Source organism: Rhodoferax aquaticus, from assembly GCF_006974105.1.
In the GTDB taxonomy this organism is placed as follows: domain Bacteria; phylum Pseudomonadota; class Gammaproteobacteria; order Burkholderiales; family Burkholderiaceae_C; genus Allorhodoferax; species Allorhodoferax aquaticus_A.
The window spans coordinates 3,498,406-3,518,101 of record NZ_CP036282.1 but is presented as its reverse complement, the minus strand read 5'-3'; the positions used below and the strand labels follow the sequence as shown (position 1 = coordinate 3,518,101).

Sequence of the window (19,696 nt, the reverse complement as noted above, 5' to 3'; positions counted from 1 at the left end):
TCCTCGTTAGTCGTCAATGCGCAGAGCATAGTACGCCACAGGGCCCACTCACAATCCGCTCTCAGGGGGGAGCGGATCTCGTTAGCCGCGTTCTCAGTTTGTGCGGGATGTCATGCACGCGCACAAACACCAAGCCATCCAGCGTGCCGCTGAATGCATGGTCAATGTTGAAGCCGGCAAAGCGGCCCTTGAGCTCAATATAGTGCTTGATCAGCATAGGTAGTGCCATCCCCTGTTCCAGTCGCTTCAGAAAGCGTGACAAACGCCCCGGGTCCGCCAAGCCTGCGCTGACCTCATTCAGGCGGTGGTGCCACGGGTGTGCTGGGGCTTGGGGTGCATTGCGGGCTTGAATCAAACACTTGAGCTCTGGGTCCATGTGGTGAAGTTGCAAGGCAGACATGATGAGCATGCGCCCCAACTCGCTAAAGCGGGGGCTCACACTGACAGGGCCAAACAAGTGGTACACCTCGGGATGGCGGTCTAGCACTACCGCAATGCCAGCCCACAACAATCGCAAGGCACGCGTGCTTCCTTGGCACTCAGGCCTGACAAACGAACGGCCCAGCTCGAGACTGGGCCCAAGTCGCTCCAAGAGGCGCACGTCAAAGTCAAACAGGCTGTGCGTGTACAAGCCCTCCACACCCAAGCCCTGCATAACGGGGTGTGTCAGTGCCAAGCGGTAGGCCCCCACAATTTCACGGCTGTCACGGTTCCATACGAAAAGATGCTGGTAGTGTGCATCGTAGGTATCGATGTCCAAGGCCTTGCCGGTACCTTCTCCCACGGCCCGAAACGTCATTTCGCGCAAGCGGCCAATCTCCAACAACACGAGGGGCAAGGCAGCGGCAGGCGCACAAAAGACTTGCAGTGTCCCTAGCTCTAGCAGCAGCGTGTTGGGCGCTAGCTGTGCAATCTCGCGGTGCAGTTCTGCGGGGTCCTGGGCCCCAGCGACAGCGGGTGCAGCTTCGCTGCGCAGCACAGAGAGCGTCATAGTGTGGTCCCCCAAGTGGTGGTGTGGTGCACTTCACCGCTCATGCCCGCGGCGTCAAAGCTGCGCTCGAAAAAACTAGCGCCATGCCGGTGAACAAAAAGCAATGAGCTGGCCCGTGTGCCATACGTTGGCGTGTGAATGAACTCTGCAGACAAGGCACGTTCGCGCTCTATGGGTAACCCCGTGTGAGGCAGCGCATCATCCGCGGCGAGGCGGCGCTCGGCCAGCATGGCAAACAGGTCACCGTGGTGGCTTGGAGCTGCGTCACCTTGCGCCAGCCCGTGCTTTGCTAGGTGCTGGGTGTAGGCCGCTTGCAGCCTTTGCAACTTGGGCCAGGGCGTGCCAAAGTCGGCATTGGACACGGCGCCCACCCCAGGGGCCAGTGCAAAAGGCTGCCCGTGGCGACTCTCAAAGCCCATGGCGCTATGGCCATCAAACACCAATAAGTTGAACGGGTTGTACTGGTGCGCTGTGGCCGCCAAGGTCTCTAGGTACTGTGCACAAGACGCGGTGCCCCGTAAGAAGGCACTGGTCAGGTCCCCGCGCGAAGGCGCGTCGTCCCGGTGCTGGTTCACATCGCGGTGGTTGGTCAGTGCAGCCACCCGGCCGGTGTGGCTGACTCCTAGCCAGGTGCCGCCGGCTTGCAGGTCTTTGCCAGCCAAGAAGCCCGTGTCCTCCCATTTGTGCAGTGCTTGGGTCGGGCGCGCATAGAACTCATCCCGGTTGGCAATGAGGGTGAGTGGCACTGGCGCTTGAGGCTGCCAGTTAAAAGCAATCAGGCACATGGTAGCTTGCGAATCGCGTTGATCACGGCGTCTGGATCTTCCCACAGGAAGAAATGGGTAGCGTCTGGGAGCCGTTGAATAGACAGCCATTGGGCGGGCGCAAACGCTTGCACCTCGTCCACGGTGCGCGGGTCTACCAGAGTGTCTTTGCCGCCTTGCAATAGCAGCAAAGGCACATGCAGTGTCGGCAATGCGTGTTCCAGCTTTTCCAGTTCGCTGGACAGCGGCATCATTTCTTGGTTGGACCACACCATCTCTTGCGGGATGGCCCAACGCACCAAAGCAAAGTCTGCCAAATAGTTGTACCAGCGCGGTGCTTCGTACTTGGACGACAGCGAGCCCGCGAGCGAAATAGCCGCGCACACCTGGTCTGGCGCATCCACCGCCATCCACGCCGCAATGGGTCCACCCAGCGAGTGGCCAATCACAATTGCTTTGCGCCCCTTCGGAATCAGGGTGGCAAGCAGGGCCGCTTGTGCCCTGAGGTCGGGCACCACCTGCCCAGCGCCGGAGGCCCCAAAGCCCGGGCGGTCTACGGCAATGCGTGTATCGAATGTAGGAAGCTCACTGGCTTTGAGAAAGTGGGCCCACGCCTTCCAGTCACCCGGCGAGCCATGGATAAACAACAAAACAGGCGCTTGGGCCGCTTCCACAGGCGCTGTGGTGGTCTTTGCCATGCCCACATAGCGGCCTTGCACCTGCACGGTAGACAGCGCGGGGTATTTGCCATCCGGGTAAAGTGATTCCATGGCACCACGCGGATAGGGCGGGTTGCTGCACCCGGCCACCAGCGCCACCGCCACCGTGGCAAACCATTGCAGTGGATTGCGCATTTAGCTGCGCCCTAATAGCTGACGCACGGCCGGCGCCCAGACGTCGCGTCGCATCCACAGCAGCACAGCGCATGACACCCACACGCCGCAAGCCAGCATGAAGAGTTCACCGCCATCGCTGCTGCCGTCGGTATTGATAACCGCAATGCCCAAAGGTGTGAACAGGTGAAAGAAAATGGCGCCACTGATGACGCCCAAGCCCATGGCCGCACCTGCCACCTGAATCCAAGGCCTGCGCGCAGTGGCGGCGCCTACCAGCAGCAGCAATGACGCCAGCAGTTCGGCGGTGCCGACTACTTTGGCTGAAAAAATGCCCCCCGGCGCAAAAACACCCGCAAACCCGAGGGAGGCTGCCCACGGGTCTAATTTGCCTTGGAAAATGTAGACCGTTTCAGGCGAGTTGCTGAACTTGAAGAACAGTGACTGGATGAAGACAAAGGCCACAAACAGGGTGAGCACCCAGTGGCCATGTTTTTTCAGGAGTTGCATGGAAGACCTCACGGACTCTGTGTTGATTGGAGTGCCTTACTTGGCCAACAGGCTTTGAAACTTGGCATCCGCTTGCTTGATAAAACCGGCGCGGTCTTTGGCCCATTCTTTTTGCACCGAAGCGTCGTAGTTCAAGTACAGCTTGCCGTCCAAAATGGTGAACTGCTCGGGGTCTACCTTGACCAAATTGTCTTTGGCAACGCCATAGGCACAGTAGCCACCGTACTGCGGGGCGTATTTGTCGGGGTTGGCTTTAAAGAGTTCCAAGTTGGCGGCCGTGGAAAACTTCCATTTGGCCCCTTTCCACTCCCAGACCAAGCTGTCCGAGCCTTTGACCGGGGCATTGTTAGTGAAATAGGCCACGCTGTCGTAGCCGTTGATAGCGGTGTCCGTCGTGGTGGCGAAAAACGAGTTCTTCAAGGTGTTGATGGGCGGTGCAGCCAAGGCGTTGAGGCCTAAGAGCATGCTGAACATCACAAGCAAGTGGCGAAAGTAGTGTTTGTTTTTCATAGTCAATGTGGTGCGATAGGAAGGGGTTAAAACCAAGTTTCGCTGCGGCGCAAGTCGGCTAAAAATTGTTGCAGCAAGCTCCAAGCGGAGGTGGTAGCAACGCCCTGTTTTTCGTAGGCTGCGCCTATGGCAAAGGCGGTGGACCATTGGTGAAACATGGCCTTGTAGCCGGTAAGCAAAGGTGTTCCCGGGTGGTAAATGTGCGCGCTCTCAGCAGATACACCGTTGAGTTCCAGTACCTGCAGACCCTCACCGCGCCTAAAGTGCGCCACGCTGGGCACGCGCAGGTCCATGCGGCCAAAGGCATAGCCGGGCACGGCATCTAGCAAACGGGTGAGCGTGGCGACCAGGGCTGGGGTTGCATGTTCGGCCGCGTCCAAGAAGAGACTGCCACGGCAGTGCGCGCCAATCTCCACCAGTTTGACCACATCACCGATGGCAGGCACACGGTCTAGCTCATGCGCCCAGCGCTCAAATAACAGGCTAGAAATCAGGCGTGCACGGGCGTCTGCCAATATGAGTTCACGCAAACTGAGCGTGCCATTGCCTGTGACTGTGGGAAAAGTTTTGTGCACGATGGACAGAATGCGTGGCTGCAGTTCCCCTGGAGCGCGTGCCACAAACACGCCAAACTCCTCGCCGCCAATGTGCCGCTGCGCAATCACATCGCCTTTGAACCGGGTCATGTAGTCACGCACTTCGGCCTGTGTCCGGGCCACGAAAACGCCGCGCCCGCGTTGCCCTACATTGGGTTTGAGTACCAGTGGCATACCTTGTATCTGGGCAAACGCCATGGCCGCAGCCGTGCGCTCGGTGGCATCTGCAGACTCGATAAGTGTAAATTTCGCTACCAAATCGGGAGCGTTGTTCTGAAGCGGGGCGAGCGCTAGGTGCTTTTTTTCACCTACCATGCCGCCGGCTTCGAGTGCTGGGTTGGCAGCGGTAAACGCCATGGGGCTGCGGTGTTTGAGTCCTAACCACAGTATCCACAGCACGATGGGGCCGTAGTACAGCCACGAGGGCCAGAACTCCCAACGTACCGCGCGCTCCACCCTGATCTGCAGGCTTTGGAGCCAACTGGGCTGTGGGGGGGCGTCCTGCACTTCGGCTTGCCATGGCAGGGCAGAAGGGTGCAAGCCGCGCGGCGCGGCGCTGGGTGGCAGGGGGGCGTGCATGTCCATCATGGCAATCTCCTTAGGCCTGTGCCGTTTCGCACAACTGCTTACGTTCGTGCGCCACCGTAGCAGGTGCCTTGCCTACACCGGCGCCCAAGGTCTCACCCCGCTGGTGGGCGTAGGCTTGCATGACCGCAAAGTGGTGGGTGGCATGGCTGTTCAAGAACATCAACTCACGCGCTACGCTGGAGACCGTCTTAAAGTCCAACTCGCCCAGGAGTCCCCCGCGGGTATGCACTTCTACGCTGCGCTCCATGGTGGTGGTACTGAGGTCGGTCAGCATACGCATCAGCTTGTGGATGCGCTCCATGGCCACTTCAGGCATGGTTTCAAGTGCCAAGTTGCGTTCACGCGCATCGTAGTCGGCGACATAGGGGCGCAGCGCGGCCACGTCGGAGACGGCCAAAGCGTTGGCCAGCGTGTCGTAGTGTTCAATGATGTGGCGCATGTGCGCACCCAAATGCAAAGCGTAGGCTTGGTCAGCCTTCTCGAGGTGCGGCTGGACCACACTGGCCATTTGCGTGAGCACCGCGTGGGTGTATTTGCTCAGCTGCGCTGCGGTACCTAGGGGGGGGGCGTGGGTCATGCGAGTGCTTTCAAAGGTTGGGTACGCATCAGGAGCAAGGCGTAGCTGGTACAAAACAAAAAGTTGGGAATCAAACCCGGGGCCAGTGTGAGCAAAACGTGCTGGGTGCCTATGAGCCCGTGCACCACCAGCAGCGTGGCGTAGGTTAGACACAAGCCGCCCGCCATGGCGCGCAGTCCGCCCGCTGCTCCATGGGCTTGGCCGTAAAAAAAGCGCATGGCCATGGTTCCAAAGAAGGTGAGTAAGGCGCTGGTGCTCCAGTGTGCAAGCCCTACTTTCAAGGCTTGGTTAGCACCGTCCGCCCAGTTGGCCCACACCGCCCATGCGCCGTACACAGCGCCACCCAAAATGGCACCCAACCAGGAGTCCATCAAGCCACGCAAGGTGCGAAGCAGCCCTAGCCGTGTGCTTGGTGTAGTGGCTGCCGTACTGAACAGCTGTGTGGGGTTTTCGCTCAACATGGCCTTTGGTCGCAGGCCATGGATAAACCTTACAAAACTTGTGCTTCTGGCAAAAAACTTGTCCCATATCAAGAATCTTGGGAGCGGATGTGCCGATACTGACCAGCTAAAAACAAAGACACTAGGAGAGCACCCCCATGACCCAGCCTTTATTGATGGATTCCATTGATGCCTGTGTAGACCATGTCCTTGACAGCATTGCTGGCGACATCGTGCTGGGTATTCCCCTGGGCGTAGGCAAGCCCAACCCGTTTGTGAATGCGCTGTACCGCCGCATCAAAGGCAACCCTTTGCGCAAGTTGCGCATCATCACCGCGCTGTCGCTCGAAAAGCCGGTGGGCCACAGCCCGCTCGAAAAGCACTTTTTAGAACCCCTGGTGGAGCGGGTGTTTGGCAACTACCCCGACTTGGATTACGTCAAAGATTCCCGCGCGGGCTGCTTGCCGCCCAATATTGAGGTGCGCGAGTTTTTCCTGAAGACGGGTGACTACCTAGGCAACAGCGCAGCCCAGCTGGGCTACATCTCCACCAACTACACCTTTGTGGCCCGCGACATGGCGGTGCAGGGCATCAACGTTCTGGCCCAAGCTGTTGCGGCCAAAGAAGGCGCGCATGGTTTGCGCTTGAGTCTTTCGAGCAACCCTGACGTCTCGCACGAAGTGGTAGACAAAATGCGCAGCGCGGGCCTGCCTCTGATGACGATTGGTGTGATCAACCACGCCATGCCCTTTATGCCCCATGGCGCCGAAGTGAGCCCCGCATTCTTTGACGTGGTGCTCAACGACCCCGCCGCGACCCACGATGTGTTTGCACCGCCTAACGCCAAAGTCAGCGCGGCGGACTACGCTATTGGCCTGCATGCTGCCAGTTTGGTGGCCGACGGGGGCACGCTGCAAATTGGCATTGGCTCACTGGGCGACGCCATCGGCCAAGCCCTGTTGGTGCGGGATCGCCATGGCGTGGAGTTTCAGAATATTTTGAAGTCGCTGTGTCCGGCGGGCCTGCAAGGCCGCGAGCTAGGCCGGTTTGACCAGGGCCTGTATGGCTGCTCAGAGATGTTTGTGAACGCCTTCTTGCGTTTGATTGAAGCCGGCATTATTCGCCGCGAGGTGTATGGCGATACGGTGTTGCAGCAGCTATTGAACTCTGGGGCGATTGCCGATGAAACCGTCACGCCCCAAACCCTGCGCGCCCTCTTGGATGCAAGGCGTGTGCGTTCTTCATTAGGGCAGGGCGATCTGGATTTCTTAAAGCACTACGGCGTGCTACGCCCTGAAGTGCAGCTAGATGGCGAAACCCTGGTGTGTGGCCACCACCGCTATGCCAACAAGCTGCGGGACGAAGCTGTGTTTGAACATGTCTGCGCCCATATGCTGGGGTCACGGCTCCTGGGTGGCATCAGCATGACGGGTGGCTTTTTCTTAGGGCCGCGTGACTTTTACGAGCGGCTGCGTTCCATGCCTGAGCAAGAGCTGGCCAAGATCGACATGACCCGCATCGACTTCATCAACCAGCTCTATGGCGACGACGCCTTGAAGCGTGCACAGCGCCGCAAGGCGCGCTTTATGAACACCACCATGGTCGTGACCCTCTTGGGGGCTGCTGCCAGCGATGCGCTGGAGTCTGGCCAGGTGGTGAGCGGGGTAGGTGGGCAATACAACTTTGTCGCCATGTCCCACGCGCTGCCCGATGCGCGCTTGGTCATGATGCTGCGCGCCACCCATGACAACAAAGACGGCCTCAAAAGCAGCATCGTCTGGAGCTACGGCAACGTCACCATTCCCCGGCATTTGCGCGATGTGGTGGTTACCGAATATGGCGTGGCGGAGTTGCGCGGCCAGTCGGACAGCGAGGTCGTCAAACGCCTCATTGCGGTGGCAGACTCGCGCTTCCAGCCCGAGCTGGTGCGCCAGGCCAAGGCGCACGGCAAGCTGGAGAGTGACTACGAAGTGCCCGCCGCTTACCGCCACAACCTCCCCGAAACCCTGCAAGCCACCTTGCGCCCTTGGGCCCAAGCGGGCCTGCTGCCCGACTTTCCGTTTGGTACAGACCTCACTGAAGACGAGCAGCACATGGTGCGCGCCATGAAAAAATTGAAGCACGCCAGCAGCCACCCGGGCGAGCTGTTTGTGATGGCCGTGAAAAGCCTATGGGATGGCAAAGAAGCCCCGCAAGCCTACCTAGAGCGCCTAGGGCTGGACGACGCCCACAGCATCAAAGACTTGCTGATGCGCCGCCTGTTTGCCGGGAATCTTTAGGAGCGCTTTAAAAAAATAGCTGCAGCGCCCATGGATATTGAGTGGTTTGCTATCTATATGGAAGCGCGTGGTCGCTGTTGGTATGGCATCTTTGCGCCCATGGGGAGCTTAGTGGCTGCCCCGGCGCAGGCGCTGCAGCGTGAGTTGCAGCATGCGGGCATCGGCACTGGCGCGGTGGCGCTGGGTGCCGCGCTCGTGGCTGATCTCGGCCTTGACGATGTGCCACTGGTCGGCTTCGGTTTCGTTGAGCAGGGCGCGCAGGTTTTCTAGCTTGAACTTCGGCGCAATGCCTGCGGCGTCAAACAAGGCGCCAATCCAGCTGTAGTCATTGGCCCAGCCGTCGGAGTACACGGTCTGCCCTTGCAAATGGGTGTTCAAAAGCCGGGCAACCTCTCGGGCAGGTTGGCCCCGTTGCTCGATCAAAGTGCGTGAGATGTGGTGCAGCGCTTCCGCTTGCGCATCCCAATGGGTCCACTCGGCCTCAGGGCGAATCAGCGTGCAAAAGGTGTGGCCATTGGGCAGCGCAAAGCCCACTTCAATGGGGTAACTGTTGCGCCCAAAGCCGGAGGCTTCGACGTCCAATACGGTGGGGCAAACGGCAATTTCTGCGGTAGCGTGTGTCATGGCAGGGTGCAAAGCAAGAATCGACGCATGTTGCGCTGCAGCATCCCAATGACTGCATGTGCGCCCCACTTTGCGATGCATTGTGCGCCTGCTCCTAGCCCCAAGTAAATAGGCCATCCCCTGTTGCCAAGGGATGGCCTTTGTGCTTAACCAAGAGGGTAGGCGAAGCTTACTTCGCGTCGATCAAGGCTTTGATGTTCAAGAGCGTGAGCTCGTTGTCATCCGGCTTGCCCAAGGTGCGGCCCGAGGAGAAGGGGAAGTTGTTGTCGTTCACCACCACAATGTGCTGGGCATCCACCACTGCGAGACCTTCTGGCCCGAGGTGGGGCAATACGAAGTTGTCTTCATTGGGGCCCACCTTGGCCAGCTTGTTGGGGTTGCTGATTTTGGTGAGGTCAATGTAGGCCACTTTTTTGACAAAACCATCGGCGTCGGTTTGGGCGAAGTCGATCTTGTAAATGCGCTTGAACTTGGCAGGGCGGGTAAAGCAGTCGGTGCGGGCTTCACCAGGGCAGCCAGGGCCTGCGCCTTCGGTTGCGTCGTCACGCTCAATCACCAAGCCGGTGGTGGCGTCCAGCATTTGGAAGTCGGCGGCGATGTTGCCGTTTTCTTCAAAGCTGTATTTCCACTGGCGCTCGCTGTATTTTTGGCTGGCAATGTCTAGCTCCAAAATGCGGGTGAACTGCTTGCCATTGCGGCTTTCTTGGGCTTTGGTAGCAGCATCCCACAGAGGCCACTCAAACATGGGGTACATGGTTTTGCCGTCCATGGACTTGGCCATGGGCTCAAAGCCGCCGGAACGGCGCACTTCAAAGCCAGCGTCGCCGGGGTAGTTGGGCAGGCGACCATTCATGTAGTGGTCTGGTCCACGGTAGGCTTTGCCGCCCACCACGGTCTCAATCACGCCTTGGACCACACCTTGGTGGTTCACACGCAAGATGTAAGGGCCAAACTCGTCGCCAATCCACCACTCGTTGCCCACCACTTGGATGGACTCGGGGTCAAAGTCAGAGCCGGTCAGGTAGCGGGTGCTGGTGTTCTCGTTGTTGATGTGGAAAGGCACTTTGCGATCGGGGTCACGCAAAAAGGTGGTGTGTTGGCGTGTGACCTTGCCGCTGGCCCAATCGGCCTTGACCAAGTGCACCATGAGCAAGGCATCTTGGGAGTTGATCTTGCTGCCAAAGCCGTTGTCAGTCAGAGCCAAAAACTCGCCCTTGCCCAAGGACACGATGCCAGAGAAACCTTGTACCGATTGGCCTTCAATCGGCAAGCTGCCGCCTGAGGCGCGGGGGTACTTAGGGTCACCGACAAAGCTGATGCCAGGCACGCTGCCCAAGGTTTCTGAGCGTAGACGGTTGCCGGCGGTGAACTTGCCTGCAGTGGCAAACAGCGGGCCTGCTTCTTTAGGGGCAGCCACGGTGGTGTTGAACGGCACGGCCGCGTGGCCCGCCAAGACAGCGGTGACTTCGGTTTGGGCTTGCGCGGTCAGTGCGCTGAGGGCCAGTGCGAAGGCAGCAGCACGGGATGTGAATGCAAAACGAAACATCGATGTTTTCCAGTGGGTGAGAGAAGCGCGCAAGCGTAGAGCGCTTGTGTGAAATGCCGATGACACGGGTCAACCCGGTTGACTGGCTTCAGTACGGCGACAATGCAGTTTTCAACTTGCACAAACGACGTATGGCCAGCAGCCTTTTAGCCCTGATTGACGACGTTGCCGCCCTCTTGGATGACGTGGCCTTGCTGACCAAAGTGGCGGCCAAAAAAACTGCCGGTGTGTTGGGCGACGACTTGGCTTTAAACGCCCAGCAAGTGGCTGGGGTACAGGCCGACCGCGAGTTGCCCGTGGTGTGGGCGGTGTGCCGGGGTTCGTTTATGAACAAGCTGATTTTGGTGCCCGCCGCCTTGGTGATTAGCTGGCTGGCGCCTTGGGCGGTGACGCCACTGCTCATGGTGGGGGGCGCGTTCCTGTGCTTTGAAGGGTTTGAAAAGCTGGCCCACAAATACCTCAGCCATAGCGAAGACGATGCCGCGCACCAAGCCGCTTTGCGCAACGCGCTGAGCGACCCCGCAGTGGACCTTGTGGCCTTGGAAAAAGACAAGATCAAAGGCGCTGTGCGCACCGACTTTGTGCTGTCGGCAGAAATCATTGCTATCACTTTGGGCACCGTGCAAACCCAGCCTTGGCTCACGCAAGTGGCCGTGCTCAGCGGCATTGCGGTGGTCATGACCGTGGGGGTGTACGGCGCAGTGGCGGGCATTGTGAAGCTGGATGACCTGGGCCTGTACTGGAGCCGCAAAACCGCTGCGGGCGCATGGGCCCAATTACAACGGCGCATGGGTGCGGCGGTGCTGTGGGCGGCACCGTGGTTGATGAAGGCCCTGTCGGTGGCGGGCACCGTCGCCATGTTCTTGGTGGGTGGCGGCATCTTGGTGCATGGCATGCCGTGGCTGCACCATGCTATTGAAGCTTGGCTCGGCCCAGTGGGCACCGCCCAAGGCATGCTGGCCAACGCGGTCCAATCGCTTGGCCCGGTGCTGGCGGATGCCGTCGTGGGTGTGCTGGCAGGCGCCTTGGTTTTGCTGGGCGTGACGGCCTACCAGGCGGTTTTGAAGCGATTTAAGGGCTAAAAGTGGCTATTGCGCCCGTAGATACTGCGCAAGCAGCTCCTAAAAATATAGCATTTGGGTTGGTGCTGGCCATGGCCGGCTCCATTGCCTTTAGCGGCAAGGCCATCATCATCAAGATGGCCTACCGCCATGGGGTGGATGCGGTCACGCTCATCATGCTGCGCATGGTGTTTGCACTTCCCTTTTTTTTGGTGATTGCTTGGTGGGCGAGCCGACCAGGCAAAGGTCCTGGAGGTGCTGACCCAGTGGCGCTTTCCCACAAGGACTGGCTGGGCATTGCGGGGCTAGGGTTCACCGGGTATTACTTGGCGAGTTTTCTGGATTTTGCGGGGCTGGCCTATATCTCGGCCTCGCTGGAGCGTTTGGTGCTGTACCTGAACCCCACCATCGTGCTGCTCTTGGGGCTGCTGCTGTACAAGCGCCCCATTGGCCGTTGGCAAGCTCTGGGCATGGCCATTAGCTACAGCGGTGTGCTGCTGGTGTTTGGCCACGAGGCCAGCCTGCAAGGCCCCGATGTGGCGCTGGGTGCCGTTCTGGTGTTTTTGAGCGCGGTGAGTTATGCCATTTATCTGGCCTACAGCGGTGAGCTGGTGCAGCGCTTGGGCTCGCTGCGTTTGGTGGGTCTGGCCACCAGCATAGCCTGCGTGCTGTGTATCGGGCAGTTTGTGCTCTTGCGCCCGGTGGCTCTGGTGTGGGAGCTGGCGCCTGCGGTGCTATGGCTCTCGGTTTTGAATGCCACGCTTTGCACCGTGGTGCCGGTGCTCATGGTGATGATGGCCATTGAGCGCATTGGCCCGGGCTTGGCGGCCCAAGTGGGCATGGTGGGCCCCATGTCGACCATTGCCATGGGCGTGCTGGTGCTGGGTGAGCCCTTCAATAGCTGGATCATTGCGGGCACGGCCTTGGTGCTGGCTGGGGTGTACGTCTGCACCCGCAAGCCTTAGCGCCCCCAAAAGCGCCCCGCGTTTACGTGAGAACCGCCGCCTTCATCGCCCGCACCTCGTGCGCGCTGGTGTGTCGCATCAGGGGCTGGCAAAACCCCAAGTCAATGGCGCGCTGATGCACATACGGTGCGGCAAGTGTGCATGCGCCATGCACCTCATAGACATCGGGCAGCGCAGCGCGCAGGCTTGCCACGTTGTCTGGCCGAACGCCTGAGCCCGGCATCACACTGATGCGGCCTGCTGCGGCTTGGCAGGTCAGGGCCAAATCAGGCAAGCCCGCCAGCGCAGTGGCGGCACGTCCAGAGCTCAAGATACGTTCAAACCGGAGTTGCACGGCCATCTCTACGGCGTCGGCGATATGGGGCACCATGTCAAAGGCGCGGTGCAGCGTGGCACCCAAGCCCTGGGCGTGCTGGCGCAGGGTGTGCAGCGTGGCACCATCAAGCTGCCCATCGGCCAGGTTGGCCCCCAGCACCACTCCGGCCAGGCCCAAAGCCCGCACGGTGTCGATGTCATGGCGCATGGCGTCCACATCGGCCGCAGTAAAGACGAAGTCGCCCGGGTGGGGCCGCACCATGGCATACACCGGCACCGGGCTTTGGGCCGCCAGCGCCATGAGGCCGGCGGTGGGTGTGAGGCCGCCCACGGCGAGCGCACTGCACAGCTCTATGCGGTCAGCCCCACCCGCAATGGCTGCCGCTAAGCCTGCCGCAGAGTCCACGCAGACTTCAACCAGAGGGGCACGCACTGGCGGATGCAGGGTGCTCACGCCTGGGCCTTATTCAGACCCAAAATGCCTGCGCCAATGAGGCCGGGCTCTACGGTGCACTGGCTGGGTACCACCAAAGGCGCGTGCGTGGTGCGCAAAATGCGCGCGCGCACAGCGGAGTCGAGTCGGGATAGCAAAGGCTTGACGTTGGACAAGCCGCCCCCGACAGGAATGACCGAAGCCCCCACCACGTTGACCACCAAGGCCAGCGGCTCGGCCACCAAGTCCACATAGCAGTCCATGGTTTGGCAGGCCTGGGCGTGGTGTGCATCTTGCGGGTTGAGCCACTGCGCCATGATGTCGGTGCTGCGCAGGGTGGTGCTGTGCAAATGTGCGTGCAGCCGCTCCAAGCCACGCGCGCCACCTACCGCATCCACACAACCGACCTGGCCGCAGCCACAGGCAAAGCGCGGTACGTCCACCGCGGGGTTGCCTGCCTGAGTGGCAGTGATAGGCCCATGGCCCCACTCGCCCGCGTAGCCACCAGCGCCGGTGAGCAACGTGCCGTCAATCACCAAGCCTCCGCCCACGCCGGTGCCCAAGATGGCACCAAACACCACACGGTGGCCTCGGCCTGCGCCAGCCACGGCTTCTGCCATGGTGAAGCAGTCGGCGTCGTTGGCGACCAGCACCACGCAGCCCAAACGGTGCTCCAGGTCTTGGTCTAAGGTGCGTCCGTCAATGCAGGGAATGTTGGCGCATTTGAGGGCACCCGTTTCGGGATCGACCACCCCGCAAATCGAGATAGAGACGAGCTGGTGGGCCGCTGGTGGGCCATCGGCGATTAGCGTCTGCATGGTGGCCACGAAGGCCTCAAAGTCATGCAAGGGGGTCGGCAGTGTTCGCCCGGCCACGACCTTGTCGGGGCTGTGGGCCACGGCCACTTTGATGGAAGAGCCGCCAATGTCAAAACAAGTAATCATCAGAAAAACAGGGGTAGATGCAGAGAAACCGGCGGGTGCCGCGCCTGCGTTTGTATCATCAACCGACCCAGCCACTACGGGCTGCGGTCAACGAGACAAGGGGTACGGCTATGGATTTGGGACTGCAGGGCAAATGGGCGCTGGTGTGCGGCGCGAGCAAAGGTTTGGGACTAGGCTGCGCGCAGGCACTGGTGCAAGAGGGGGTGAATGTGCTCATTGTGGCCAGGGGCGAAGCGCTGCTTGCGCAAGCTGCTTCAAATTTGATAGCTAACCACGCACAATCTACGGGCGCTAGTGTGCTTTTTTGTGCCCAAGACATCACCACGGTGGCGGGGCGTGAGGCCGTGTTTGCGGTGCGCAAAGACTTTGACATTGTGGTGACCAACGCGGGTGGGCCGCCTACGGGGGATTTTCGAGACTGGGACCGGGACGCATGGATCAAAGCGGTGGACGCCAATATGCTGACCCCCATCGAGCTCATCAAAGCCACGGTAGACGGCATGGCAGCACGTGGCTTTGGGCGCATTGTGAACATCACCTCCAGCTCGGTGAAGTCGCCCATTGATATCTTGGGTTTGTCCAACGGCGCACGCAGTGGCTTGACCGGTTTTGTCGCCGGTGTCGCCCGCTCTAGTTTGGCGGCCAAGGGCGTGACCATCAACAACCTTTTGCCAGGCAAGTTTGACACCGACCGCATTGCGGCCACGGTGCAGGCAACGGCTAATAAAAGTGGCAAATCGGTGGAAGAAATCCGCGCAAGCCAGCAGGCACAGATTCCGATGGGGCGCTATGGCACGCCTCAGGAGTTTGGTCAGGTGTGTGCCTTTTTGTGCAGCCAGCAGGCGGCTTATATGACGGGGCAGAATGTGTTGTTGGATGGGGGGGCTTACTCGGGGACTTTCTAGTTTTCGTTGTTTTGTTTGAGTTCCAGCGTTCTTTTTAACTCCCACTCCCCCCAGCCCCCTCGCCCCGTCGGCGAGGGGGAGCCTTGAACTGCCGATTTGGTGGCTGGATTCCGGATGCGGAATTACTGGGGTGGCGTTGCCAATTTTGCTGTTCGCCACGGCGCTAGCGGTGCGGTTGTAGATACTTCGCGCACGTTGGTGTGCCAACGCTGGCAGCTGCGCCTGCCAGTTGCGTCGCGATAGGTATACGTACTGCATTAACTGTCGCCTCTGGCTGCTGGCGGCGAAGCGCGCCAGTCGGTGCGCACACATCCCTGTGAAGTTCTACGACCGCTCGCCATAGCCGTGGCGCGCCCACCCGTTGGCAGCGGCTCTTGGGTAGCCGTGTGTCCGGGGTAAAACAATCAAATCGGCAGTTCAAGGCTCCCCCTCGCCGACGGGGCGAGGGGGCTGGGGGGAGTGGGAGTCAATAAACCAAGCCACACCACCAAACCCGCAACTAGGAGACAAGAGCATTCATGAAGAGAGGGAGCAGCTCAGGAAACCAAAGCCTGCGCCCGATACACCTTAGGCGTAGTCCCAAACTGCTGCTTAAAGCAGCGAATGAAATGGCTGGAACTGGCAAACCCGCAGCACCAAGCAATCTCCTTCACCGCCGAGTCATCCTCTTTGAGCAAACGGGCCGCGCGCGCCAAACGCAGGCGCAGTACCACCTGCCACAGGTGCTCCCCCGTGTGCTGGCTGTACAGGTGCGAAAGGTAGTCCGCACTACAACCCACAGCCTCTGCCAAGCTGGCCACCGTGAGGTCAACATCGCCCAGACGGTTTTGAATGTGCATGCGCAATTTTGCAAACAGTGGGGGCTCGTGGGACACCAGCTGCTCGGGCGCATCCAAGAGGCGTGACACGCCGCTGAGTGCGGTCAGTACCAAGGCGCGCTGCTGCACGGGCCAGAGCCCGTGGGTGTCTTGGGTGGGGGCCTGGGTGGCATCGACCAACCAGCCTTCAATGCGTGCTGCATCCGGGTGCTGGCACGACTCTAGGTACAGGTTGCCGGGCCGCTGTGGTTGGGCTTCATTGGCAATGTGGCACGACACGGCTTGGCTGTCGGCGTAGATCACCAGGTTCGCAAAGGGGCCGTGGGCATCGCCCCCCACCCATTCGTCGTGGAGCAGCTTTGGCGGCATGAGCAAGGCTTCGCCTGCCCGCAGCGTGACCTGCCCCTGCGGAAATCGAAACTCGGTATAGCCTTGCATCTGTAAAAACAGCTCGGCCCCTAAATGGAAATGGCCTGCCCCGCGCGCGGCCCAATGGGCTTGCGCAGGCGGGGGCACTAGCGGCAAGCTGCCGGTGGCTGCCAAGGTGATGAAATGGGCCAAGTGCCGGCGCAATCGCAGGGCTAAGGCGGGTGCGTCGGGGTCGTCGGCCGCTACGGCGGGTTGACTGCACTGCGGCGGCAATTCTTGATCTAAGAATTTTGCTATTTTTGACATTACTTTGGTACCGCTTTGCTTTGCGACTTGGGGCATTTTGGCCTACGATCGATAGACATACAAGCCAACGCCTTGGCAAATTCTAGTGAAAAGTACTGTACTTATGTCGTCCAAGATTTACCTTATTCTTAGTGCTCAGTGCATGGCCCGAAGTGCGTTTCAACGCGGGGGGGCAGCATGAGCCAAGCGCAGGTGCATGGTTCGCCGCGGCAGATTCGCCATGCGGTTTGGGCCACACGGGGTATGTTTGCCGCGTTGGGCGTGCTGGGCGGCTCTTGGGGGGTGCACATCCCCTCCGTCAAAGACCACTATGGGTTGGAGCCTTCGGCCTTGTCGTTGGTCTTGGTTGCAGCAGCGATAGGCGCAGTGGCCTCCCTGCTGTTTGCGGGCCGAATGATTGGACGTTTGGGCGCGCGCAACGCGACTGCGCTGTGCGCGGTCACGATGGCTGCCATGCTGGGGCTGGTACTGCACTGGCCCAACTACGGCGTGCTGCTTGCGACCATGCTGCTATTTGGTGCGGCCATGAGTGTGTATGACGTTGCCATCAATACCGAAGGGTCAGCGCTCGAGGCAGCGGGTGGTCGGCCCATCATGGGGGGCCTGCATGGCATGTTTAGCGTAGGTGCCATGGTAGGCGCGGCCTTGATGTCGGCGCTGTTGCGACTGCAATTGCCCGCCAGTACTCAGCTTGCCGCTGTGGGGGTATTGGTTGCGGTCAGTGTGCTGGTCGGTTCGCGGTGGATGTTGCCTACAGAAACCGCAGCCCCCAAGGCCGGTGAAGGTGCGCGTTTTGCTTGGCCGCGTGGAGCGCTGCTCGTGATTGGCTTGCTGATATTCACCGGCATGAGCGCGGAGGGTGCTGTGTACGACTGGTGTGTGCTCTACCTCAAACAAGAGGTGGGCATGCCGCAAGACCAAGCCGCCTTGGGTTACGCAGCCTTCTCGGGGGCCATGGCCGCCATGCGTTTCGCAGCCGACAGCTTTCGCCACCGATTTAGTGAGCGCCTATTGCTGCAGGCCAGTGGTCTTGTGACAGCAGTCGCCATGGCAGTCGTGTTGCTGTTCGCGTTGCCGTGGGTGTCGCTTGTCGGGTTTGCGATTGCTGGCGCTGGCTTGGCGATGGTGGTGCCTATTTTGTACACCGCGGCAGCCCGCGTGCCAGGTACTACGCCTGCAGCGGCCATAGCGGCGGTGTCCTCCATTGGCTACAGCGGGTTTATGGTCGGGCCGCCCGTGATTGGGGCCATCGCACAACATGTTTCTTTGACCATGGCCATGGGGGTGGTCGTACTAGGTGCTGCCACGCTGGCTGCGTTTGCGCATCGCGTTCCTGACAAAGCACCGTGAGGGCAGTGCCCTTTGCATCACCCTTTGCGCTGGGTGGACAAGACGATGCCAGAGACAATCAAAGCAAACGCCAGACCGTGAAAAAGTTGTGGCGCCTCTCCCAAAAATGCAGCGGAGAGCAAGGCTGTGAACAAGGGCGTGAGGTTGATAAAAAAGCCGGCAACCGCTGGCCCCGCACGCGCTACCCCAGCGCCCCAAGACGCATAGGCAATCACTGCAGGCCCTACCGCGATAAAGGCCAAGGCAGAGATCAGGGGCCAACCCCATTCAATATGGGCAGGCGTTGCGGTCCACTCCACTCCCGTGGAGGCTAGGCACCAGCCTAAGCCAAACACAATTTGCCCCATTAAAAAGGCCGACCAATCGGCCCGCAAGGAGGCTGACTCGGGGCTTGGGCGCGAGAGCATCCAGCTGTAGTAAGCCCAAGCGCACGAAGCCATCAGGACATACAAGTCGCCCACGACCAAACGCAGGTTGAGTAGCAAGGCCCATTGCCCACGGGACAGCACCAAGACCACGCCCGCTACAGACAGAACGGCACCCCAGCATTGCCTTTGGCTAATGGGGGCCTTAAAGAACAGCCGACCAATGAGCAGCATCCATACCGGTGTGCTGGCGCCGACCAGGGTGACGTTGATGGGTGTAGAGGTGTTCAGCGCCAGATAGAGCAAGGCGTTGTAAGCCCCAATACTAAAAAAGCTCAGGGCGGCAAAGCGCCGCCACTGCGGCCACAGCACACTGTCGCGTCGCAACACATGCGCGGCAAAGGGCAACAAAAGCACCAAGGCAATGGCCCAGCGCAGCAGGTTGAGTGTCATGGGCGAGACCAGTGGACTTACCAAGCGCCCCACCACAGCGTTACCTGACCATAGGAGCGGTGGAATTACGAGAAGAAGAGCTGCAGTCGGGGTGAGGCGTTGGGTCATGGGCAGGGATGGTACCTTGCCTCGTTTCTTCTGGCCTTGGGTCCTTCAATACCCGCAAGGGCAGGGCGCACAGGGGAGTTAATGCACTGCGGCGGTGCACTTACTAGAATGGGTATTTGTCTGGCTTCTTCTCTATGCAAGCTTCTGGAAACATGCGCAGCATCGTCGCGATGGTGGTGGCGGTTGGTTTTTTCTCCCTGATGGATGCGGTGCTCAAAACCCTAGGCAGCACTTACCCCGCCATGCAGGTGGCTGCCTTGCGTGGAGTGACCGCTTTGCCCTTGGTGTGCGTCTATGTCTTTTGGCGCGGTGAAGCACGCACCCTGCTCCAAGTGCGCTGGAGTTTGCATCTGTTGCGGGGGGTGTTCAGTGTGGGCATGCTGAGCTTGTTCACCTACGCCTTAAGCGAGCTCCCTCTGACGGATGCCTATGCGGTGTTCTTTGTCGCCCCCTTGTTGATCACCATGCTGTCGATCCCGGTACTCAAGGAAAAAGTATTGCCTTTGCACTGGGTGGCCATCGCGGTGGGCTTCGCGGGGGTTTTGATTGCTATGCGCCCCGACGGTGCCGCTTTCTTCTCGCTAGGCGCGATGGCGGTATTGGCCGCTGCATGCATGTATGCCATGTCAGCGGTGGCAGCACGGGTTTTGAGCCGGACGGACTCTTCGGTTCAAGTGGTGTTTTGGACCACCGCCATGCTGACCATAGGTGCTGGCGCATTGGCGCTGCCGATGTGGGTGGCTATTCGCCCAGAACACTGGTTGCTGCTGGCAGCGTTGGGGGGCACAGGTTTTTTAGGTGGTGTGGCGATTACAGAGGCATTTCAGACTGGCAAAGCCTCTGCCGTGGCCCCGTTTGAGTACACCGCCTTGGCGTGGGGCATGGGTTTGGATTGGGCGATCTGGCGCACACTGCCTGACCACTACACCTTGGTAGGCGCTGCCATTATTGTGGCCAGCGGGGTTTATTTGATTCGGCATGAGCGTGCGCAAGAGCCTGTTATTGCCCCCTGATACCGAGTAAATCGACAGGGTTGACTGCAAAAG

At 60.0% G+C, this 19,696-nt stretch carries 20 protein-coding genes; 6 read left to right on the top strand and 14 right to left on the bottom strand.

What is annotated here, in order from left to right; translation table 11 throughout:
- Window positions 1-61: 61 nt before the first annotated feature.
- Genes EXZ61_RS16190 through EXZ61_RS16155 form a run of 8 tightly spaced genes read right to left on the bottom strand, consistent with a single transcriptional unit; the run spans window position 62 to window position 5,830 of the window.
- Entirely contained in the window at window positions 62-991 is a 930-nt protein-coding gene (locus EXZ61_RS16190) for a GNAT family N-acetyltransferase (protein WP_142812745.1), read from the bottom strand.
- Window positions 988-1,776 (bottom strand): NRDE family protein, encoded by a 789-nt coding sequence (locus EXZ61_RS16185; protein ID WP_168224798.1) that lies wholly within the window; start codon window positions 1,774-1,776, stop codon window positions 988-990. The genes EXZ61_RS16190 and EXZ61_RS16185 overlap by 4 nt, the downstream gene beginning before the upstream one ends.
- Window positions 1,767-2,609 carry an alpha/beta fold hydrolase gene (locus EXZ61_RS16180; RefSeq protein ID WP_142812743.1) on the bottom strand — a complete coding sequence of 281 codons (843 nt, stop codon included), beginning with the start codon at window positions 2,607-2,609 and terminating at the stop codon, window positions 1,767-1,769. The genes EXZ61_RS16185 and EXZ61_RS16180 overlap by 10 nt, the downstream gene beginning before the upstream one ends.
- A complete protein-coding gene (locus tag EXZ61_RS16175; RefSeq protein WP_142812742.1) occupies window positions 2,610-3,098 on the bottom strand; it encodes a hypothetical protein in 489 nt (162 codons plus the stop codon).
- Between the two features lie 36 nt (window positions 3,099-3,134).
- The gene (locus EXZ61_RS16170) at window positions 3,135-3,608 is read right to left on the bottom strand and encodes a YHS domain-containing (seleno)protein (protein WP_201799085.1); all 474 of its coding nucleotides are present in this window, start codon (window positions 3,606-3,608) and stop codon (window positions 3,135-3,137) included.
- 26 nt (window positions 3,609-3,634) lie between these two features.
- Window positions 3,635-4,792, bottom strand: coding sequence for a hypothetical protein (locus tag EXZ61_RS16165; RefSeq protein WP_201799084.1), 1,158 nt, complete (start codon window positions 4,790-4,792; stop codon window positions 3,635-3,637).
- Between the two features lie 10 nt (window positions 4,793-4,802).
- Window positions 4,803-5,369, bottom strand: a complete 567-nt coding sequence (locus tag EXZ61_RS16160; RefSeq protein ID WP_142812741.1) for a hypothetical protein — start codon at window positions 5,367-5,369, stop codon at window positions 4,803-4,805.
- Entirely contained in the window at window positions 5,366-5,830 is a 465-nt protein-coding gene (locus EXZ61_RS16155; RefSeq protein WP_142812740.1) for a hypothetical protein, read from the bottom strand. The genes EXZ61_RS16160 and EXZ61_RS16155 overlap by 4 nt, the downstream gene beginning before the upstream one ends.
- Window positions 5,831-5,967: 137 nt before the next feature.
- Between EXZ61_RS16155 and EXZ61_RS16150 the strand changes: the two genes are divergently transcribed.
- Window positions 5,968-8,088, top strand: a complete 2,121-nt coding sequence (locus tag EXZ61_RS16150; RefSeq protein ID WP_142812739.1) for an acetyl-CoA hydrolase/transferase C-terminal domain-containing protein — start codon at window positions 5,968-5,970, stop codon at window positions 8,086-8,088.
- 108 nt (window positions 8,089-8,196) lie between these two features.
- Here the strand turns inward: EXZ61_RS16150 and EXZ61_RS16145 are convergent, their stop codons facing one another.
- Window positions 8,197-8,712, bottom strand: a complete 516-nt coding sequence (locus tag EXZ61_RS16145) for a 3'-5' exonuclease (RefSeq protein WP_142812738.1) — start codon at window positions 8,710-8,712, stop codon at window positions 8,197-8,199.
- 169 nt (window positions 8,713-8,881) lie between these two features.
- Entirely contained in the window at window positions 8,882-10,258 is a 1,377-nt protein-coding gene (locus tag EXZ61_RS16140; protein WP_142812737.1) for an esterase-like activity of phytase family protein, read from the bottom strand.
- A 131-nt stretch (window positions 10,259-10,389) separates the two neighbouring features.
- Between EXZ61_RS16140 and EXZ61_RS16135 the strand changes: the two genes are divergently transcribed.
- The gene (locus EXZ61_RS16135; RefSeq protein WP_142812736.1) at window positions 10,390-11,340 is read left to right on the top strand and encodes a DUF808 domain-containing protein; all 951 of its coding nucleotides are present in this window, start codon (window positions 10,390-10,392) and stop codon (window positions 11,338-11,340) included.
- Window positions 11,341-11,411: 71 nt separating this feature from the next.
- On the top strand, window positions 11,412-12,284 hold the full coding sequence (locus tag EXZ61_RS16130) for a DMT family transporter (protein WP_237218982.1): 873 nt from the start codon (window positions 11,412-11,414) through the stop codon (window positions 12,282-12,284).
- A gap of 22 nt (window positions 12,285-12,306) precedes the next feature.
- Here the strand turns inward: EXZ61_RS16130 and EXZ61_RS16125 are convergent, their stop codons facing one another.
- Both EXZ61_RS16125 and EXZ61_RS16120 read right to left on the bottom strand, forming a co-directional pair.
- Window positions 12,307-13,053 carry a copper homeostasis protein CutC gene (locus EXZ61_RS16125; protein ID WP_201799083.1) on the bottom strand — a complete coding sequence of 249 codons (747 nt, stop codon included), beginning with the start codon at window positions 13,051-13,053 and terminating at the stop codon, window positions 12,307-12,309.
- Window positions 13,050-13,976 carry an ROK family protein gene (locus tag EXZ61_RS16120; protein ID WP_142812734.1) on the bottom strand — a complete coding sequence of 309 codons (927 nt, stop codon included), beginning with the start codon at window positions 13,974-13,976 and terminating at the stop codon, window positions 13,050-13,052. Before EXZ61_RS16120 ends, EXZ61_RS16125 begins: the two co-directional genes overlap by 4 nt.
- 110 nt (window positions 13,977-14,086) lie before the next feature.
- Here EXZ61_RS16120 and EXZ61_RS16115 point away from each other — a divergent pair, with 110 nt between their 5' ends.
- Entirely contained in the window at window positions 14,087-14,881 is a 795-nt protein-coding gene (locus EXZ61_RS16115) for an SDR family oxidoreductase (protein ID WP_142812733.1), read from the top strand.
- 536 nt (window positions 14,882-15,417) lie between these two features.
- Here the strand turns inward: EXZ61_RS16115 and EXZ61_RS16110 are convergent.
- Entirely contained in the window at window positions 15,418-16,374 is a 957-nt protein-coding gene (locus EXZ61_RS16110; RefSeq protein ID WP_201799082.1) for an AraC family transcriptional regulator, read from the bottom strand.
- Window positions 16,375-16,551: 177 nt separating this feature from the next.
- Between EXZ61_RS16110 and EXZ61_RS16105 the strand changes: the two genes are divergently transcribed.
- Window positions 16,552-17,724: an MFS transporter gene (locus EXZ61_RS16105; RefSeq protein WP_142812732.1), complete on the top strand. Its 1,173-nt coding sequence runs from the start codon at window positions 16,552-16,554 to the stop codon at window positions 17,722-17,724.
- A gap of 17 nt (window positions 17,725-17,741) precedes the next feature.
- On the opposite strand, the gene EXZ61_RS16100 is transcribed toward EXZ61_RS16105, so the two are convergent.
- On the bottom strand, window positions 17,742-18,650 hold the full coding sequence (locus tag EXZ61_RS16100) for a DMT family transporter (RefSeq protein ID WP_142812731.1): 909 nt from the start codon (window positions 18,648-18,650) through the stop codon (window positions 17,742-17,744).
- Between the two features lie 134 nt (window positions 18,651-18,784).
- Between EXZ61_RS16100 and EXZ61_RS16095 the strand changes: the two genes are divergently transcribed.
- A complete protein-coding gene (locus EXZ61_RS16095) occupies window positions 18,785-19,663 on the top strand; it encodes a DMT family transporter (protein WP_168224797.1) in 879 nt (292 codons plus the stop codon).
- Window positions 19,664-19,696: the final 33 nt, after the last annotated feature.

Coding starts and splice junctions, on each gene's coding strand:
- EXZ61_RS16115 (WP_142812733.1), top strand. CDS start 14,087: ATGGATTTGGGACTGCAGGGCAAATGGGCGCTGGTGTGCGGCGCGAGC.
- EXZ61_RS16145 (WP_142812738.1), bottom strand. CDS start 8,712: ATGACACACGCTACCGCAGAAATTGCCGTTTGCCCCACCGTATTGGAC.
- EXZ61_RS16155 (WP_142812740.1), bottom strand. CDS start 5,830: ATGTTGAGCGAAAACCCCACACAGCTGTTCAGTACGGCAGCCACTACA.
- EXZ61_RS16180 (WP_142812743.1), bottom strand. CDS start 2,609: ATGCGCAATCCACTGCAATGGTTTGCCACGGTGGCGGTGGCGCTGGTG.
- EXZ61_RS16165 (WP_201799084.1), bottom strand. CDS start 4,792: ATGATGGACATGCACGCCCCCCTGCCACCCAGCGCCGCGCCGCGCGGC.
- EXZ61_RS16150 (WP_142812739.1), top strand. CDS start 5,968: ATGACCCAGCCTTTATTGATGGATTCCATTGATGCCTGTGTAGACCAT.
- EXZ61_RS16120 (WP_142812734.1), bottom strand. CDS start 13,976: ATGATTACTTGTTTTGACATTGGCGGCTCTTCCATCAAAGTGGCCGTG.
- EXZ61_RS16170 (WP_201799085.1), bottom strand. CDS start 3,608: ATGAAAAACAAACACTACTTTCGCCACTTGCTTGTGATGTTCAGCATG.
- EXZ61_RS16160 (WP_142812741.1), bottom strand. CDS start 5,369: ATGACCCACGCCCCCCCCCTAGGTACCGCAGCGCAGCTGAGCAAATAC.
- EXZ61_RS16135 (WP_142812736.1), top strand. CDS start 10,390: ATGGCCAGCAGCCTTTTAGCCCTGATTGACGACGTTGCCGCCCTCTTG.
- EXZ61_RS16140 (WP_142812737.1), bottom strand. CDS start 10,258: ATGTTTCGTTTTGCATTCACATCCCGTGCTGCTGCCTTCGCACTGGCC.
- EXZ61_RS16190 (WP_142812745.1), bottom strand. CDS start 991: ATGACGCTCTCTGTGCTGCGCAGCGAAGCTGCACCCGCTGTCGCTGGG.
- EXZ61_RS16185 (WP_168224798.1), bottom strand. CDS start 1,776: ATGTGCCTGATTGCTTTTAACTGGCAGCCTCAAGCGCCAGTGCCACTC.
- EXZ61_RS16175 (WP_142812742.1), bottom strand. CDS start 3,098: ATGCAACTCCTGAAAAAACATGGCCACTGGGTGCTCACCCTGTTTGTG.
- EXZ61_RS16110 (WP_201799082.1), bottom strand. CDS start 16,374: ATGTCAAAAATAGCAAAATTCTTAGATCAAGAATTGCCGCCGCAGTGC.
- EXZ61_RS16105 (WP_142812732.1), top strand. CDS start 16,552: ATGAGCCAAGCGCAGGTGCATGGTTCGCCGCGGCAGATTCGCCATGCG.
- EXZ61_RS16130 (WP_237218982.1), top strand. CDS start 11,412: ATGGCCGGCTCCATTGCCTTTAGCGGCAAGGCCATCATCATCAAGATG.
- EXZ61_RS16100 (WP_142812731.1), bottom strand. CDS start 18,650: ATGACCCAACGCCTCACCCCGACTGCAGCTCTTCTTCTCGTAATTCCA.
- EXZ61_RS16095 (WP_168224797.1), top strand. CDS start 18,785: ATGCAAGCTTCTGGAAACATGCGCAGCATCGTCGCGATGGTGGTGGCG.